The sequence below is a fragment of the Propionivibrio sp. genome (genome assembly GCF_017995515.1).
Classification (GTDB): Bacteria; Pseudomonadota; Gammaproteobacteria; order Burkholderiales; family Rhodocyclaceae; genus Propionivibrio.
The window spans coordinates 1-15,329 of sequence record NZ_JAGOIT010000085.1; the positions used below are offsets into that span (position 1 = coordinate 1).

Sequence of the window (15,329 nt, forward strand, 5' to 3'; positions counted from 1 at the left end):
TGCGGTTGCCGTAACGCTTGAGCAGTTCGCGGTAATCGAAACCCGCTGCCGCACAGTGGCCGGTGTCGAGCAGCAAGCCGACGGCCGGCGTTGTGCAGTCGAACAACGTGCAGATTTCGTCGAACGTTTCGGCGACCATCATCAGGTGGTGGTGGTAGGCCAGCCGCAAACCGTAGGTGGCGAGCAGTTGCGTAGCGAAGTCGGAGAGGCGCGCGGCGTAGGCCTGCATTTCCGCCGGCGTCAGCTTGCGCCGCGTCGACATGGCGACGTCGAGCGGCGCCTCCGGCACCATCGCGCCGCATTCGCCGTACACCATCACCTTCGCGCCGAGTGTCTTGAGCAAGTTGGCGTGTGCAGTGACCTCCTGCATCTCGGTCGCCACGTCGCGCTCGGCGAGAAATCCGGAATACCAGCCTGAAGCAAGCGCCAGACCGTGGCGCTCGAGGATCGGGCCGAGCACTTCGGGTTCGCGCGGGAACTTGCGGCCGAGTTCGACGCCGACGTAACCGGCCGCGGCGGCTTCGGCCAGGCATTGTTCGAGCGGCGTGTCGTCGCCGAGCTGCTCCAGAACGTCGTTGGTCCACGACAACGGGCTGACGGCAACACGGAATTTCTGTGCGCTCGGCGTTTGTTTTTCCTGATTCATGCGTGTCTCCAGTGACTGAATTGACGAAATCAAGATATGCTTGAAAAGGCATCAAAACAAACAGAACTGTGATGCGATCACATCAAATTCCCGTCGCCCCGCAGGAGCCAGTCATGCAGAAGAAAACCATCATCGCCGACATCGCCGCCGCGGCCGGCGTCAGCACGGCGACCGTCGATCGCGTGCTCAACCGGCGCGGCGGCGTCAGCCCCGAGAAGGAAGGGCGTGTGCTCGACTGGGCGCGCAAGCTGCAGGTCGACCGTGACCTCGAACGGCGACCGACGCGCCTCCTGCGCATCGGCGTCGTCATGCAGAATCCGGCCAATCCGTTCTACGAGGAGCTGCGCCAAGCATTCGCCAAGGCTAATTCGCTGTACTTCGGCGCGAGTCTGCAGACGACGCTCTACTACTTCGACGTAAAGGCACCGCGCGAAACGGCGGAGATGCTGCGCAAGATCGCGGCCTCGCAAGATGCATTGATCGTCGTCCTGCCCGACCATCAGTTAATCACGACGACCGTGCAGGCGATTGCGGCCGAACTGCCGGTCGTCACCATGGTTTCGGACCTGCCGCAGAGCGGCCGCATGGCCTACGTCGGTCTCGATAACCGCGCCGCTGGGCGTACGGCCGGCGAACTGATGGGGCGCTTTGTCGGCAGCCATGGCGGCGACATCGTCGTCGTCTCCGGCTTGCAGAGCTTCATCGGCCAAGGCGAGCGCGAGATGGGTTTTCGCGCCGTGCTCGCTGAACGCCATTCGCAGTGCCGTTTGCTCACCGTGCTCGAGACCCGCGAACAGCCGGAGAAAGCGGGCGAACTGGTGTCGACAATCCTGAAGCAGACGCCGGATCTGGCCGGCGTCTATAACCTCTCCGCCGGCGACAGCAGCATCGTTGGCGCGCTACGTCACTTCGCGCGTACCGACAAGACCGTGTTCATCACGCACGAGCTGACGCCCGAACGCAAGGCGCTGCTGCAGGAAGGCGTGATCGACGCGATCATCGACCAGAACCCGGAACTCGAAGCGATGACCGCCGTGCAACTCCTGGCCCGACACTTCGGGCGCAGTGGCGAGGAGGCGCTGCCGACGACGACGCCGGCACGGATCTACATTCGGGAGAACTGTTAGCCACGCCTCGCTTGGAGGGCCGGCTTCGCAGCCTCGCTACAGATTTTCGCTGTTGTAGATTTCAAACGGAATGATGACCGATTGCGTACCCGCTTCCGGCCCGGCGTTTTTCGCGCGCACCAGTGCGGCGAGGGTTTCGCGGGCGACGGTTGAGAACGGGTGCGAGATCACCAGTGTCAGTGAACCGTCGAGCAGACCGGCGCGAGTGGTCTCCATCAGGTCGTGGCCAACGGTGACGATTTCGCGGCCGCGACTGGCACGCAAGGCGGCCATTACGCCGCCGACGCCGCCACCGGAGACGTAGAGTCCACCGAGATCCCGGTGCTCGCGTAGCAGATCCTCTGTTATTTCGCGCGCGATGGCGTCCGACTCAAAGGTCGAGACTGGTTCGAGCAGGGTGAAGCTGTTGGCGTGCTCACGGAAGTACGAGCGGAAGCCGCTCTCGTACAGGTCGTGACAGCGGTAGCGGTGCGTGCCGACGAACATACCGATCTTCCTTTCCGGTGCGCACATGTGATGTAGCGCCCAGGCTGCCGTGCGGCCGACCTTCCAGCTATCGAGCCCGACATAGCCGACGTTGGTACGCGCCGACAGGGCGGTAACCAGCGCGATGACGGGGATGCCAGTAGCGGCGAGCTGTTCGATGGCTTCCGTGACGATCGGGTGTTCGGCGGCAAGTACGCCGAGCGCGTCGCATTCAGCGCCGAGCGCCAGCATCCGCGTCGATACGCTCTCCGGTGAAAGGTCGTCGATCAGCTCGACGACCGGCTGGACGTCGCTGATCTCACCTGCCGCGACACAGTTCTCGATCGCTCGTGCCAACGTCGTGGCAAAGAGCCGGTGCGGCGACTGGATGATGAAGCCGACGCGCAGCTTGCGTTTTGCCCCAGACGCCCCGTATTCGAGGCCGGCCAGTCCGTAGAAGCCGACTTCGCGTGCCGCCGCGAGCACGCGCTGCACCGTGCCGTCACTCACCGGCCCCGAGCGGCCGATGACCCGGTTGACCGTCGCCACCGAAACGCTTGCCGCCGCTGCCAGATCCTTGATCGTTGCCCGCTTCATGCCTGCTCCAATTGATCTCAGTTTTCCCGTTCTTGAATATCAATTCGTATCACGGTGGTACGCTTTCTGATACGGAATGAGACAGCCTATTAAGCCTTACTGTGCTGTTTTGAAAGTGTTTCTGATCGTATCAGCAATGCGCTCAATCCGGGTGAGGTGAAGTGCAACTTTATGCAGATGTCGACCGCACTTTTTCTTGCCGTCGGGTGCCGGCACCCCTAGTCTGGGCTCAGCTTTTCGACCGGGAAGAATCAGCCGAAAGGAAGCCTGGAAAGCGAAAGACAGCTTGCCGCCGAAGAGCCGAGGATTCGTCGATTCACCACCAAACTTATACAAGGGGATCAAATGAAAACGACTGTTCTGTCCGTTCTGTTGGGAAGCTTCATGTTGACCGCGGTTGCAGCGCACGCGGAGACAAAAATCGGCGTCACCATGGTCGACTACAACGACACCTTCCGCACCTTGTTGCGCGACGGCATCGCCGACGCGGCGAAGAAGGACGGCGTCGTAGTCGCCTTCGAAGATGCAAAATCGGACGTCGGCACGCAGATCGGTCAGGTGCAAAACTTCATCGCCGGCAAGTTTGACGCCATCATCATCCAGGCGGTCGATACCGACGCGACCCCGAAGATCACGCAGCTCGTTGCGGCGGCCGGCATTCCGCTCATCTACGTCAACCTGAAGCCATCAGACTTCGAGAAGCTCCCGGCGTCGGCCACGGTCGTCGCTTCCGACGAGATGGTCGGCGGCACGCTGGAGGCGACACAGGTCTGCAAACTACTCGGCGGCAAGGGCAACGTTCTCGTGCTGATGGGCGATCTGGCGCACGAAGCGGCCCGCACGCGCACCAAGGCCGTCGAGGAAGTGTTCAAGACGCCGGAGTGCAGCGGCATGACCATCCTCGACAAGCGCGAAGGAAAGTGGAGCCGCGTCACCGCCCAGGACCTGATGCTGAACTGGATCTCCGGCAGCATGAAGTTCGACGCGATCATCGCCAACAATGACGAGATGGCGCTCGGCGCGATCAACGCGCTGAAGTCGACCAAAACGATGAAGCCGACAACCGTCGTTGCCGGTATCGACGCAACCAGCGACGCGCTGGCGGCCATGAAGGCCGGCGATCTCAAGGTCACCGTCTTCCAGAACGCGAAGGCGCAGGGTCTGGGCGCAATCGATGCGGCGATCAAGCTGATCAAGAAGGAAAAGGTCGAGCGCTTCGTGAATGTCCCGTTCGAGCTGGTGACACCCGAAAACATGGACAAGTACGCGGCACCGAAGTAATCGCTTTACTCGGGTAACCCCCGATCGCCCCAACTCCGTGCGTTTGGGCCTCCATTGATGCTGATACCTCGACAACGATGGAGGCCGTCTTTTCCCGCCTCGCTGGGCAGGGCGCGCCGGGATTTCGGGCTGGAGCTTCGGGCAGAAACAAGCTGTCAGCAATTGGGAGAAATCATGAACTCAAAAGAAAAGATGGCCTTGGCGCTCAACCATCAAGCAGGCCCGGTTCCGCTTGATCTTGGCGCGATGCCGACAACCGGTATCCACGTTTCGGTACTCGAAGGCTTGCGCAAGCACTACGGACTTGAGAAGAAGACGCCCGTCGTGCTCTGCCCGTACCAGATGCTCGGCGTCGTCGACGACGACCTGCGCGAAGTGCTGGGCATCGACACCAAGCAGCTGTGGGCATCGGGCACGATGTTTGGCTTCAAGAACGAGAACTTCAAGAAGTGGATGTCGCCGTGGGGCCAGGAGGTGCTGGTCGCCGAGAAATTCGTTACCACCGAGAACGACGAGAAGATCTTCGTCTACGCGGAAGGCGACATGAGCTACCCGCCGTCGGCCGAGATGCCGAAGTCGAGCTACTTCTTCGACACGATCATCCGCCAAGAACCGTTCGACGAGGACAATCTCGACGCCAAAGATAATGCCGAGGAATTCACCGACATTACCGATGCCGAGCTGGACCGTCTCGCACGCCTCGCCGCCGAACTGAAGGATTCGCCGTACTGCATCACCGGCAACCTCGGCGGCACGGCGATCGGCGACATCTCGCTCGTCACCGCACCGATGCTGAAGAAACCGCGCGGGATTCGCGACATCGAGGAGTGGTACATGTCGACGATCACCCGGCAGGACTACCTGCACGAGGTGTTTACCAAGCAGGTTGACGTCGCGCTGCGCAACCTCGAGAAAATCCACGCCCGCGTCGGTGACGCGATCCAGGTCGCCTACATCTGCGGCAACGACTTCGGCACACAGAACAGTCCTTTCTGCTCAGCCGAGACCTTCCGCGAACTCTACGCACCGCACTACAAGCGCATCAACGGCTGGATCCACCAGCACACGAGCTGGAAGACCTTCAAGCACAGCTGCGGCTCGATCATGCCGCTGATCCCGGAAATGATTGATGCCGGTTTCGACATCATCAACCCGGTGCAATGGACGGCGAACAACATGGCCGTCGATAAGCTGAAGGCCGACTTCGGCAAGAACATCGTTTTCTGGGGCGGCGGCATTGATACGCAGAAGACGCTGCCCTACGGCACGCCGGCCGAGGTGCGCGCCGAGGTGTTCAAGGTCTGCGAGGCCCTGTCGAAGGACGGCGGGTTCGTCTTTAACACCATCCACAACATCCAGGCGCTGACGCCGATCGAGAACCTCGTCGCCATGTTCGCGGCGGTGAAGGAATTCAACGGGGCGTGATGCACCGGACCGAATCAACCAATCAAGACCTGTGAGGAAATCATGACTGACGGATTACTGGAACTCATCTCTGTCGCCGTACAGAAAGGGAAGGCCAAGGACATCAAGGTGCTGGTCCAGCAGGCCATCGACGAAGGCGTTGCCGCGGAAACCATCCTTAACGACGGGCTGATGGCTGGCATGAACATCATCGGCGGCAAGTTCAAGCGCGACGAAGTCTTCGTCCCCGAAGTGCTCGTCGCCGGCCGTGCGATGAATACCGGCACAGCGATGTTGAAGCCGCTGCTGGTGAACAGCACCCGCGAGAACAAGGGCAAGGTGCTGATCGGTACGGTCAAGGGCGACATGCACGACATCGGCAAGAACCTCGTCAAGATGATGATCGAGGGTAAGGGCTTTGAAGTCGTCGATCTCGGCGTCGATGTGCCGGCCGACAAGTTCCTGAAGACGGCCGAGGAAGGCAAGTTCGACATCGTCTGCCTGTCGGCGCTCCTGACGACGACGATGAACGAAATGAAGTGCGTCGTTGAGGAATTCCAGAAGGCCGGCGTGCGCGAGCGCTACAAGATCATGATCGGTGGCGCGCCGATTACGCAGAGCTTCTGCAATGCCATCGGCGCCGACAGCTACACGCCGGACGCGGCCACCGCCGCTGAAGCCGCGCTTGAACTGGTCAGCCGCAAGGCCGCCTGAAACACACGCAGCAACCAGCCGCATGAAAACCTGCACGGTGCGCGCCCACGCGGGGCAGACGATTCTGGAAGCCCTGCGCGGCGATCACCACGCGATCGACGCCCCCTGCGGCGGGCGTACACGCTGCATCCGATGCATGGTGCAGGTTTCAGACGATTCGACGCAGTCGCCAATTGTCGAACCACCCTCCAGCGAGGAGGGCGCGCTGGTCGGTCAGACGCGTTTGGCCGATGGTTGGCGGCTGGCATGTCGCGCCCGTCTGGTGACGAGCGGCGACATCTCGCTGAAATTGCCGGACGGCCGCCTGGAAATTCCCGATTTCCCCGTGCGTGCGCGGAAGTGGTCGAATGCCGCGCAGCGAACCGACGGGCAGTTCGTCATCGCCATCGACATCGGCACGACGACCGTCGCAGCCATTCTGGTCGACCGCACTCGCGGCGAACCGGTGGGGCGTGTCGCGGAAGCGAATCTTCAGCGCTCGTGGGGCGCCGATGTGATCGCACGTATCGAGCACGCCATCAGCGAACGTGCCTCGGCGCAATCGATGCAGTCGCTCATCCAGGCGCAGCTCGAACGGATGATCCTGGTGCTCTGCGCTGATCACGGACTTGCGGACGCGCCGCCCGTCTTCGTTTGCGGTAACACGGCGATGTTGCATCTGCTCGAAGGCGAGGATGTCTCGGGGCTTGCGAGGATGCCGTTCAGGCCGGTCTTTCTCGATAGTCGCATTACCCGCCTCGGGAAACGCCAAATTCCAGCCCGTCTTTGCGCCAGCCTATCGGCGTTTGTTGGGTCGGACATCACCGCCGGACTGTTTGCCTGTGGGCTCGACGGTGAGGTCAGCGCACCGCGCTTCCTGATCGACATCGGCACCAACGGCGAGATGGCGCTCGTCCTGCCCGGGCGCATTCTGGTCACCGCGACGGCTGCCGGGCCGGCGTTCGAAGGTGAAAACATCGCTTGCGGTTCGACAGCCATCGCTGGGGCGATCGACCACGTCTGGGTCGAGGATGAAGCGGGGGGCGACGGTGCCATTCGTTTCTCCTCGCTCGATAGCGAAAACGCTCGGCCGGCAAGCATTTGCGGTTCCGGCCTGCTCGATCTGATCGCCTGCCTGCGTCAGCTGGAAATCATCGACGAAGGTGGCGCTTTCGACACCAAAGAAGCACGCTTTTCATTCGGCGAAGGTCTCCCTTATCTCACCCAGGGTGACGTCCGCCAGTTTCAGCTGGCCAAGGGCGCCATTGCAGCGGGCATCGAACTACTTTGCAAGCGTGCCGGTGTCGCCTTTGACGAGGTCGAAACGATCTACCTCGCCGGCGGATTTGGTTCCACCCTGGCACCGGATTCGGCGCTGACTGTCGGCCTACTGCCCGCCGCGTTCACCGACCGCATTGAGGTCGCCGGCAACACGGCGCTGAACGGTACCGTTTCGCTCGGCGTCGATCCGGCGCTCTTCGACGCGGTCGACCACATCCGCCAACGCGTCGAGGTCGTCGATCTCGCCGCCGATCCGGGATTCGGCGATGTTTTCGCGGCCAACATGCTCTTTCCGGAGAACGACGGCGATGCTTGAAAAAACCGCACACAAACCGCAGCGGCTGCTCGTCATCGCTTGCGAAGTCTTCTGTCGTGAGGCGTGGGCCATCGCGGCAGACAGCCCGTACATCATCGACACGGTCTTCGTGACCAAGAGCCTGCACGACATCGGCGAAAGTCTGATGTCGTCACGCCTGCAGGAAATCATCGACAGCAAGACGCGGGAAGTCCCTGTCGAGACTCGGCCGGACGCCATCGTCCTTCTCTACGGCCTGTGCAACAACGGCATTCGCGGCCTGACCGCACCGGTGCCGCTCGTCGTTCCGCGCGCGCACGATTGCATCACGCTGCTGCTCGGCTCGCGCACGCGCTACGAGCAGCATTTCAACAGCAACCCAGCGACCTTCTACCGCTCGCCCGGCTGGATCGAACGCGACAGCGATCCGGACGCCAACCCGGCGAGCGTCACCGCACGTATGGGCATCACACATGACTACACGAAGCTCGTCGAGCAGTACGGCGAAGACAACGCCGAGTTCCTGATGGACTTGATTGGCGACTGGCTCAAGCACTACCGGCGCCTGGGGTTCATCAATACCGGCGTCGGCAATCAGGATGCTTATCGCGCGATTTGCCAAGAGCAGGCGCAGGAGCGCGACTGGGAATTCGAGGAAATCGCGGGTGACCGCCGGCTGCTCGAAGGTGCGCTGCACGGCTGCTGGCCGGACGACGAGTTTTTGGTGCTCCTGCCGGGCGAAGCCGTGGGCATCGCCAACGACCAACGACTCATCTGTGCCGAACGCATATCCGCAGACGCCACGAAGAACACCTGACAATCCAACCACCCGGGAGACGAAATGGAAGCGAACTACTACATCAAGCTGGCGCAGACGGGCAAGAAGATGCCGATCGCCACTCACCTGGTCTTGCACGAGAAGCCCGATCCCGAGGCCATTCTCATCGACGGCCCGCGGCTCGCCGAGGTGATGCTGGAAACGGCGCGCCGCTTTGGCAACCCGATGGCGCTGCCGGTGATGGATCTCACGCTCGAGAAGGACGTACTGCTACGCAAGATCGGCATTGCGGAAGAGGAAATCGAGGGCTACCACTTCGAGGAAATGCCCGGCGCGGCGACCATTGCACACGCCAAGGCGCCTGTCGACGTCCTCCAGTTTCCGCGCATTCGCGCCAACTGCGATGCGCTTGCACGCATCCGCGAGGGCGGCGAGGTGCTACCGGTCGGCATGAGCATCGGCCCATTCTCGCTGCTGACCAAGCTCGTGCACGACCCGATCTCGGCGATCTACATGGCCGGTACCGGCATGACGGCGGAGGACGATGACGACGTGGCGCTGATTACGACGCTCCTCGAACTGGCCGAGTCGGTAATCCGGGAAACCTGCCTCGCCCAGATCAAGGCCGGTGCGCGCGCGATCTTCCTGTGCGAACCGGCGGCCAACCTCGTCTATTTCTCGCCCAACCAGCTGCGAGAAGGCACGTCAGTCTTCGACGATTTCGTCATCCAGCCGAATCTACGCTTGAAGCAGCTGTTCGACGAAACCGGTACCGACCTGCTGTTCCACGATTGTGGTGAGCTGATCCCAGAAATGATATCCAGCTTCAACCAGCTTCGGCCGCGCCTGATCAGCTTCGGCAGCCCGGTCAAATTGTGGGACGCCGAACCTTACGTCGATAAGGACATCGTGCTCTTCGGGAACCTGCCGACCAAGAAGTTCTACTCGGACGAAGACGTCCCGCTTGATGGCGTCGCTGAGCTGGTGCAGGAGATCGAACGTCGGCTTATGCCGAGCGGGCACCCCTTCATCGTTGGGTCCGAGTGCGACGTGCTGGCAATGCCCGGTTACGAGCAGAAGATCATGGCCAAGGTGAAGGCCATGTGTCACTGCGGCTGCGCCAGCCGCTAGGCGGATTTCTGGCCGTGGCTCACCAAGCGGTCGAGCCGCTGCCGTTTATTGCCGGACGCCGCGCTGTCGGCCACGGTTTTCTATCGATTCATTCTCGAGGAGAGATGACATGAAAGGAATTGCTCTACTTGGGGCCGGACGGATGGCACAGGTGCATGCAGCGGCGATTGCCGCCGCCGGCGCACGGGTGGCCGCCATCTATGATCCGGTCGCCAGCGTTGCCGAGGCGCTCGCGGCACGCACCGGCGCGAAGACTGCGAAGACTGCGAAGACTGCGAAGACTGCTATAGAGGCCATGCAAGCAGCCGATGTCGACGCGATCGTGATCGCCACGTCCTCGGACACGCACGTCGAACTGATCGTCGAGGCAGTCAAGACGGGGAAACCGGTACTGTGCGAGAAGCCCTTGGCGCCCAGCCTCGCCGAAGCGCGGCGTTGCATCGAACTAATTGGCGAGGAGGCCGCCCGGCGCGTCTTCCTTGGCTTCAATCGCCGCTACGACCGCGGTCACGCCAGCGTGCGTGAGGCGGTCAAGGCCGGCCGCATCGGGCGACTGGAACAGCTGACGATCACCAGCCGCGACCCGTATCCACCGCCGCTCGAATACATCCCGCGCTCCGGCGGACTGTTCCGCGACATGATGATTCACGACTTTGATATGGCGCGTTCGATTCTCGGGCAGGACCCGGTGAGCCTGACGGCGCACGGCAGCTCGATCGTCGATCCGGAGATCGGTCGCCTCGGCGACATCGACACGGCAAGCGTCACGCTGCTCACCGCTGACGGAACGATCGCGACGATCCTCAACTCGCGGCGCTGCGCCTTCGGTTTCGACCAGCGCATCGAGGCGTTCGGTGCACTCGGCATGGTCGTCTCGGACAACCCGCGGCAATCGGGCTTCACAACCTTTGTGTCCGGTGCTGCGGGAACGCCGGCACCGATCCGCGAGTTCTTCATGGAACGCTACGGTGACAGTTACTCGGCCGAGATCGGCCTCTTCCTCGACTGCGCCGCCAACGGCCGCGAGATGCCGATCAACGCGCTCGATGGCCTGATGGCCGCCTTCCTCGCCGAAGCGGCGACGCGTTCGCTCAAGGAGGGAAGAACGATCAACCTCGAACAATTCGCCAAGGAGGTGCTCAATGGCTGACTGTCTGAACCGCCACACTGAAACCGCTGCCATCGTCACCGGCGGCGCGCAAGGCGTCGGCTACGCAATTGCCCGCCAGCTGGCACAGGAAGGCTGTACCCGTCTCTACCTCGCCGGGCGCGACGTCGCCAAGGGCGAGCGAGCGGTTGCCGAGTTGAAGGAACTCGGCGCTGTCGCCCGTTTCGTCGCACTCGATCTTCAGGACGTTGACGCCTGCCTCGGCATGGTCGACGCGGCCGTTGCCGAGCTCGGCAACGTGAATGCGTTGGTCAACGCCGCCGCGCTCGGCGCGCGCGGGACGCTGCTTGATACCTCGGTCGAGCTTTGGGATCAGATGTTCAACACCAACGTGCGCGGGCCGTTCTTCCTGATGCAGGGCTTCGTCAAGCATCGACTCGACCGGGGCGGCGGCGGTGCGATCGTGAACATCCTCTCGCAGTGCGCGCATTGCGGTCAGTCATACCTTTCGCCGTACTCGTCCTCGAAGGGCGCGCTGGCCACGCTCACGAAGAACGTCGCCAACGCCTACCGGAACAACCGGGTACGTTGCAACGCGATCCTTCCGGGCTGGATGGACACGCCGGGCGAAGACGGTACGCAGAGGAAATACCACGGCGCTACTGACGGCTGGCTGGAGCGCGCGGAAGCCGGGCAACCGATGGGGCAGCTTTGCAAGCCGCATCAACTCGCCGGTCTCGCCAGCTATCTGCTGAGTCCCGACGCCGGCGTGATGACAGGCGCGCTGATCGACTACGACCAGAATGTACCGGGGGCCTATCCAGAGTGATCGCCGAGTGAACGGTTCTTGAAGTGCCGTCACATTACCAGACCCCGGATGCTAGACCGATCCGGGGTTTGTTTTGTCATGCTTTCGATCAGTACCGACCTTGCTCTAAAACCATCTTGACAACCCGGTTATCGAGGTCTAACGTGCCGGTTAACGAGCCCGGGCACGTTCAAGGAATTACAAGCATGTCAGTCACCATTCGCCAGATCGCTGAAGCTGCCAAAGTGTCGCGGGGAACCGTGGACAAGGTGCTGAACAACCGGCCGGGGGTCAGTGTGGAGGTGCGCGAACAGATCCTGCAGCTGGCGAACGAACTCGGGTACAAACCCAATGCCGCCGGCAAGTCGTTGGCTTTCCAGAAGAAGCCGTTGCGCATCGGGTTCCTGCTGCCGACGGCGCACGATCCGTTTTACCTCGATGTTCAGGCCGGGATCGCGCGCGCGGCCGACGAACTGGCCGGCTTCGGTGTCGAGGTGGTTTGCCGGACGATGGAGCACATCACGGTCGCCGACCAGCTGGCGTGCATCCGCGCGATGGCGCAGTCGTCGCTGGCCGGGCTGGTACTTTCCCCGCTCGATGATCCGGCAGTGAGCGACGAACTCAACCGTCTTGCCGCGAACGGCCTGCGCATTGTGACGAGCAACTCGGACCTTCCGGCCGTCAACCGGCTGTGTTTCGTTGGCCAGGATCTCCATCGTAGCGGGCGTGTTGCTGGCGAACTCGTCGGCCAACTGCTTCCCGGTGGCGGGCAGGTACTCGTGCTGTCGGGTTTCTGCCGTTTCAAGGCGCACGTGGAGCGGATGGCGGGCTTCCGCGCCGTGCTCGACGAATTCCATCCGACCGTTCACATCGCGCAGACGATCACCGATATCGCAGACAACGCGATGAGTTACCGCGAGGTCATCGCTTACCTTGAGAGCCATCCGGCGCCCGATGCGATCTTTCTCACCGGCTTGGGGACGGCGGGTGTCGGGCGGGCGCTCGCCGAACGCGGGCGGACGGACATCAAGTTCGTCTGTTACGACCGGATACCCGAAACGCTCGAATTGCTCAGGAAACGCATCGTCAATTTCACGATCACGCAGGACCCGTTCATGCAGGGATATCAGCCCGTGAAGATCCTGTTCGATGCACTGTTCAACGGCACGCAGCCGGAGTCGGAGCACATCCGGACGCGCATCGAGATTTTGACGGCCGAGAACATCTGAATTTTTTTACGCATTTACGTGCCCGGGCACGTTCTTTAGACAAGGGGGGTTCGATATGTTCAAGCATGACAATTTCCGGGTCGACTTCAACACCGCCGACTACAGCGATCTGACGTTTTCCCAGAAGGATCGCGAGGTGCTGCGCCGGCTGGCCGGCGAGATCGCCGCAATCGCAGCGCGTCCGGTGATGGAAGAGCGGCGCAAGCTGTGGTTCGCGCACAACGCGCTCGGCAAGACGCGGCCGTTGATCCTCTGCGATCCGGAGAACGGCTGGAACGAGATCATCACTGACGACCAGATCGAATGCACGAACAGCGTCGCCCGGCACTGGGAGTGCTTCCTGCGCAAGCAACTGTTCTGGGGTAACCAGATGGACGATGACTACGTCGTCGAAGCCAAGCTGTTCATGCCCTACGTCTTCCAGTCCACGCCCTGGCGTGTGGCCGGCAGCGACAAGGTCGTCACGATGCACAGCACGGACCTGACGGGCGGCGCCTACCACATCGACCCGGTGCTCGACGACTACGCGCAGCTCAAGGATCTGGTCAAGGCGGAGTACATCGTCGATTTCGCGACCAGCGCGCGCGTGCTCGCGCTGGCGCAGGATACGCTCGGTGACTTACTTGAAGTGACGCAGGACACGGCCTGGTATTGGTCGGTCGGCCTGACCGACGAGTTCGCCTTCCTGCGCGGCCTGGAAAAGCTGCTGTACGACTTCTACGAGGAGCCGGACGGCATCCATGCCCTGATGGAAATCCTCTGTCAGGGACAGCTTGAACGCCTCGATTATCTCGAAGCCAACGGTCTCTTGACGCTCAACAACCGCAGCCACTACGTCGGTTCGGGCGGCATCGGTTTTACCGACGAGCTGCCCGGTGCCGGTTTCTCGGGCCTGGTCAGCACGAGGCATTTGTGGGGCTTGGCCGAGAGTCAGGTGACCGTCGGCATTTCGCCGGACATGTTCGCCGAATTCATCTTCCCCTATCAGAAACGCGTGATGGAGCGCTTCGGCCTCACTTGTTATGGCTGCTGCGAGCCGATGGACAACCGCATCGATCTCGTGAAGACGGTGAAGAACCTGCGCCGCGTGTCGGTTTCGCCGTGGGCCAACAAGCCGATCATGGCCGAGAAGCTCGGGCACGACTACGTCTACTCGCTCAAGGTGTCGCCGACGCCGCTGTCGATGGCGAACCTCGATGAAGACCACGTGCGCAAGGCGTTGCGCGAGCAGTTGCAGGCGGCAAAAGGTTGCTGCCTCGAACTGATCATGAAGGACAACCACACGCTCGGAAAGAACCCGCGCAACCTCACCCGCTGGGTCGAGATCGCACGCGAAGAAATTGCCGCCCTTTGAACAAACCACCCTTACGGAGAGCATCGCCATGAACGAACTGCTGAAACAAATCGCCGTCTGCGTCGAACGCGGAAAAGTGAACGTCAAGTCGCCGTATCCGCCCGATCTCAAGGGGCAGGGGGGCGTCGATGAACTGACCAAGGCTGCGTTGGCCGAGGGCGTCAGCGCCCAGGATTTGCTCGAACAAGGCTTGATCGAGGGCATGAAGGCGATCGGCGCACGTTTTCGCCGGGATGAGGTCTTCGTCCCCGACGTGCTGATGGCGGCCAAGGCGATGAAGACGGGTATGGCGCATATCCGGCCGTACTTCCAGTCAGGCGAGGTCAAGCGCCGCGGGACTTTCATCATCGGCACCGTCGCCGGCGACATGCACGACATCGGCAAGAACCTCGTTGCAATGGTCGCCGAGGGCGGCGGCTACGAAGTCATCGATCTCGGCATCGACGTGCCGACCGAGAAGTTCCTCGACGCGGCGGCGGAAAAGCCCGAGGCGGTGGTCGGCCTGAGCGCGCTGCTGACGACGACGATGACCAACATGGCGGAGACGGTCAAGGCGATGAAAGCGAAGAATCCGGCGACGCGCATCATGGTCGGCGGCGCGCCGGTGACCGAGCACTTCGCGCACGAGATCGGCGCCGACTGCTATTCGGCCGATCCACAGGGCGCGGTCGATTATCTCAACCGCGTCATGGCGTAAGCCCTAAGGAGGCGCACATGAAGATCAACATGAACGAATGGAAGCAGGCCGCGCTCGCCTCGCGCAAGCGTTTGGCGCTGCCTATCCTGACCAGCCTCGGCTTCGAACTTACCGGCAAAACGATACGCGACGGCGCGACCGACAGCCGCGCGCAGGCCGACGCCATCGTCGCGCTGGCACGGCGCTACGACTTCGCCGCCAGTCCGATGATGATGGACCTGTCGGTCGAGGCCGAAGCCTTCGGCGCGAGGATCAAGCTCTCCGACGACGAGGTGCCGGTCGTCATCGGCGCCGTGCTGCAGGATTGCTCCGAAGTCGAGGCGCTGGCGATCCCGTCGTTGGACACCGGCCGCATCCCGCTCTACCTGGAAGCGGCGCGGATGGCTGCGGCCGAAGTGACTGATCGTCCCGTCTTTGCCGGCTGCATCGGACCGT

General features: G+C 62.1%; 15 protein-coding genes. 13 read left to right on the forward strand and 2 right to left on the reverse strand.

Annotated features, from left to right (window positions below):
- On the reverse strand, window positions 1-646 hold a 646-nt coding region (locus KBA32_RS13075; protein ID WP_294359604.1), incomplete at its 3' end, for a TIM barrel protein.
- 113 nt (window positions 647-759) lie between these two features.
- Between KBA32_RS13075 and KBA32_RS13080 the strand changes: the two genes are divergently transcribed.
- Complete coding sequence (locus KBA32_RS13080) at window positions 760-1,773, forward strand: LacI family DNA-binding transcriptional regulator (RefSeq protein ID WP_294359605.1); 1,014 nt, start codon at window positions 760-762, stop codon at window positions 1,771-1,773.
- A gap of 36 nt (window positions 1,774-1,809) precedes the next feature.
- Here KBA32_RS13080 and KBA32_RS13085 read toward each other — a convergent pair whose 3' ends face one another.
- A complete protein-coding gene (locus tag KBA32_RS13085; RefSeq protein WP_294359607.1) occupies window positions 1,810-2,835 on the reverse strand; it encodes a LacI family DNA-binding transcriptional regulator in 1,026 nt (341 codons plus the stop codon).
- Window positions 2,836-3,180: 345 nt separating this feature from the next.
- Between KBA32_RS13085 and KBA32_RS13090 the strand changes: the two genes are divergently transcribed.
- The 12 genes from KBA32_RS13090 to KBA32_RS13145 all read left to right on the forward strand — a co-directional run.
- On the forward strand, window positions 3,181-4,116 hold the full coding sequence (locus tag KBA32_RS13090; RefSeq protein WP_294359609.1) for a sugar ABC transporter substrate-binding protein: 936 nt from the start codon (window positions 3,181-3,183) through the stop codon (window positions 4,114-4,116).
- A gap of 174 nt (window positions 4,117-4,290) precedes the next feature.
- Entirely contained in the window at window positions 4,291-5,541 is a 1,251-nt protein-coding gene (locus tag KBA32_RS13095) for a uroporphyrinogen decarboxylase family protein (protein ID WP_294359612.1), read from the forward strand.
- Window positions 5,542-5,583: 42 nt separating this feature from the next.
- On the forward strand, window positions 5,584-6,234 hold the full coding sequence (locus KBA32_RS13100; protein ID WP_294359614.1) for a B12-binding domain-containing protein: 651 nt from the start codon (window positions 5,584-5,586) through the stop codon (window positions 6,232-6,234).
- A gap of 22 nt (window positions 6,235-6,256) precedes the next feature.
- The gene (locus tag KBA32_RS13105) at window positions 6,257-7,810 is read left to right on the forward strand and encodes an ASKHA domain-containing protein (protein ID WP_294359615.1); all 1,554 of its coding nucleotides are present in this window, start codon (window positions 6,257-6,259) and stop codon (window positions 7,808-7,810) included.
- Entirely contained in the window at window positions 7,803-8,606 is an 804-nt protein-coding gene (locus tag KBA32_RS13110) for a DUF1638 domain-containing protein (protein ID WP_294359617.1), read from the forward strand. The genes KBA32_RS13105 and KBA32_RS13110 overlap by 8 nt, the downstream gene beginning before the upstream one ends.
- A 24-nt stretch (window positions 8,607-8,630) precedes the next feature.
- A complete protein-coding gene (locus tag KBA32_RS13115) occupies window positions 8,631-9,698 on the forward strand; it encodes a uroporphyrinogen decarboxylase family protein (RefSeq protein ID WP_294359619.1) in 1,068 nt (355 codons plus the stop codon).
- Between the two features lie 109 nt (window positions 9,699-9,807).
- On the forward strand, window positions 9,808-10,848 hold the full coding sequence (gene iolG, locus KBA32_RS13120) for an inositol 2-dehydrogenase (RefSeq protein WP_294359621.1): 1,041 nt from the start codon (window positions 9,808-9,810) through the stop codon (window positions 10,846-10,848).
- The gene (locus KBA32_RS13125; RefSeq protein ID WP_294359623.1) at window positions 10,841-11,635 is read left to right on the forward strand and encodes an SDR family oxidoreductase; all 795 of its coding nucleotides are present in this window, start codon (window positions 10,841-10,843) and stop codon (window positions 11,633-11,635) included. Before iolG ends, KBA32_RS13125 begins: the two co-directional genes overlap by 8 nt.
- Before the next feature lie 185 nt (window positions 11,636-11,820).
- On the forward strand, window positions 11,821-12,843 hold the full coding sequence (locus KBA32_RS13130; protein ID WP_294359625.1) for a LacI family DNA-binding transcriptional regulator: 1,023 nt from the start codon (window positions 11,821-11,823) through the stop codon (window positions 12,841-12,843).
- Window positions 12,844-12,898: 55 nt separating this feature from the next.
- Window positions 12,899-14,197 (forward strand): hypothetical protein, encoded by a 1,299-nt coding sequence (locus KBA32_RS13135; protein WP_294359627.1) that lies wholly within the window; start codon window positions 12,899-12,901, stop codon window positions 14,195-14,197.
- 28 nt (window positions 14,198-14,225) lie between these two features.
- On the forward strand, window positions 14,226-14,894 hold the full coding sequence (locus tag KBA32_RS13140; RefSeq protein WP_294359628.1) for a corrinoid protein: 669 nt from the start codon (window positions 14,226-14,228) through the stop codon (window positions 14,892-14,894).
- 17 nt (window positions 14,895-14,911) lie between these two features.
- The coding region (locus KBA32_RS13145) for a uroporphyrinogen decarboxylase family protein (protein WP_294359630.1) at window positions 14,912-15,329 on the forward strand (418 nt) is incomplete at its 3' end.

Bases quoted from the DNA above. Each gene is read 5' to 3' on its own strand.
- iolG (WP_294359621.1), top strand. From the start codon at position 9,808: ATGAAAGGAATTGCTCTACTTGGGGCCGGACGGATGGCACAGGTGCAT.
- KBA32_RS13125 (WP_294359623.1), top strand. From the start codon at position 10,841: ATGGCTGACTGTCTGAACCGCCACACTGAAACCGCTGCCATCGTCACC.
- KBA32_RS13105 (WP_294359615.1), top strand. From the start codon at position 6,257: ATGAAAACCTGCACGGTGCGCGCCCACGCGGGGCAGACGATTCTGGAA.
- KBA32_RS13110 (WP_294359617.1), top strand. From the start codon at position 7,803: ATGCTTGAAAAAACCGCACACAAACCGCAGCGGCTGCTCGTCATCGCT.
- KBA32_RS13140 (WP_294359628.1), top strand. From the start codon at position 14,226: ATGAACGAACTGCTGAAACAAATCGCCGTCTGCGTCGAACGCGGAAAA.
- KBA32_RS13095 (WP_294359612.1), top strand. From the start codon at position 4,291: ATGAACTCAAAAGAAAAGATGGCCTTGGCGCTCAACCATCAAGCAGGC.
- KBA32_RS13085 (WP_294359607.1), bottom strand. From the start codon at position 2,835: ATGAAGCGGGCAACGATCAAGGATCTGGCAGCGGCGGCAAGCGTTTCG.
- KBA32_RS13115 (WP_294359619.1), top strand. From the start codon at position 8,631: ATGGAAGCGAACTACTACATCAAGCTGGCGCAGACGGGCAAGAAGATG.
- KBA32_RS13090 (WP_294359609.1), top strand. From the start codon at position 3,181: ATGAAAACGACTGTTCTGTCCGTTCTGTTGGGAAGCTTCATGTTGACC.
- KBA32_RS13135 (WP_294359627.1), top strand. From the start codon at position 12,899: ATGTTCAAGCATGACAATTTCCGGGTCGACTTCAACACCGCCGACTAC.
- KBA32_RS13100 (WP_294359614.1), top strand. From the start codon at position 5,584: ATGACTGACGGATTACTGGAACTCATCTCTGTCGCCGTACAGAAAGGG.
- KBA32_RS13130 (WP_294359625.1), top strand. From the start codon at position 11,821: ATGTCAGTCACCATTCGCCAGATCGCTGAAGCTGCCAAAGTGTCGCGG.
- KBA32_RS13080 (WP_294359605.1), top strand. From the start codon at position 760: ATGCAGAAGAAAACCATCATCGCCGACATCGCCGCCGCGGCCGGCGTC.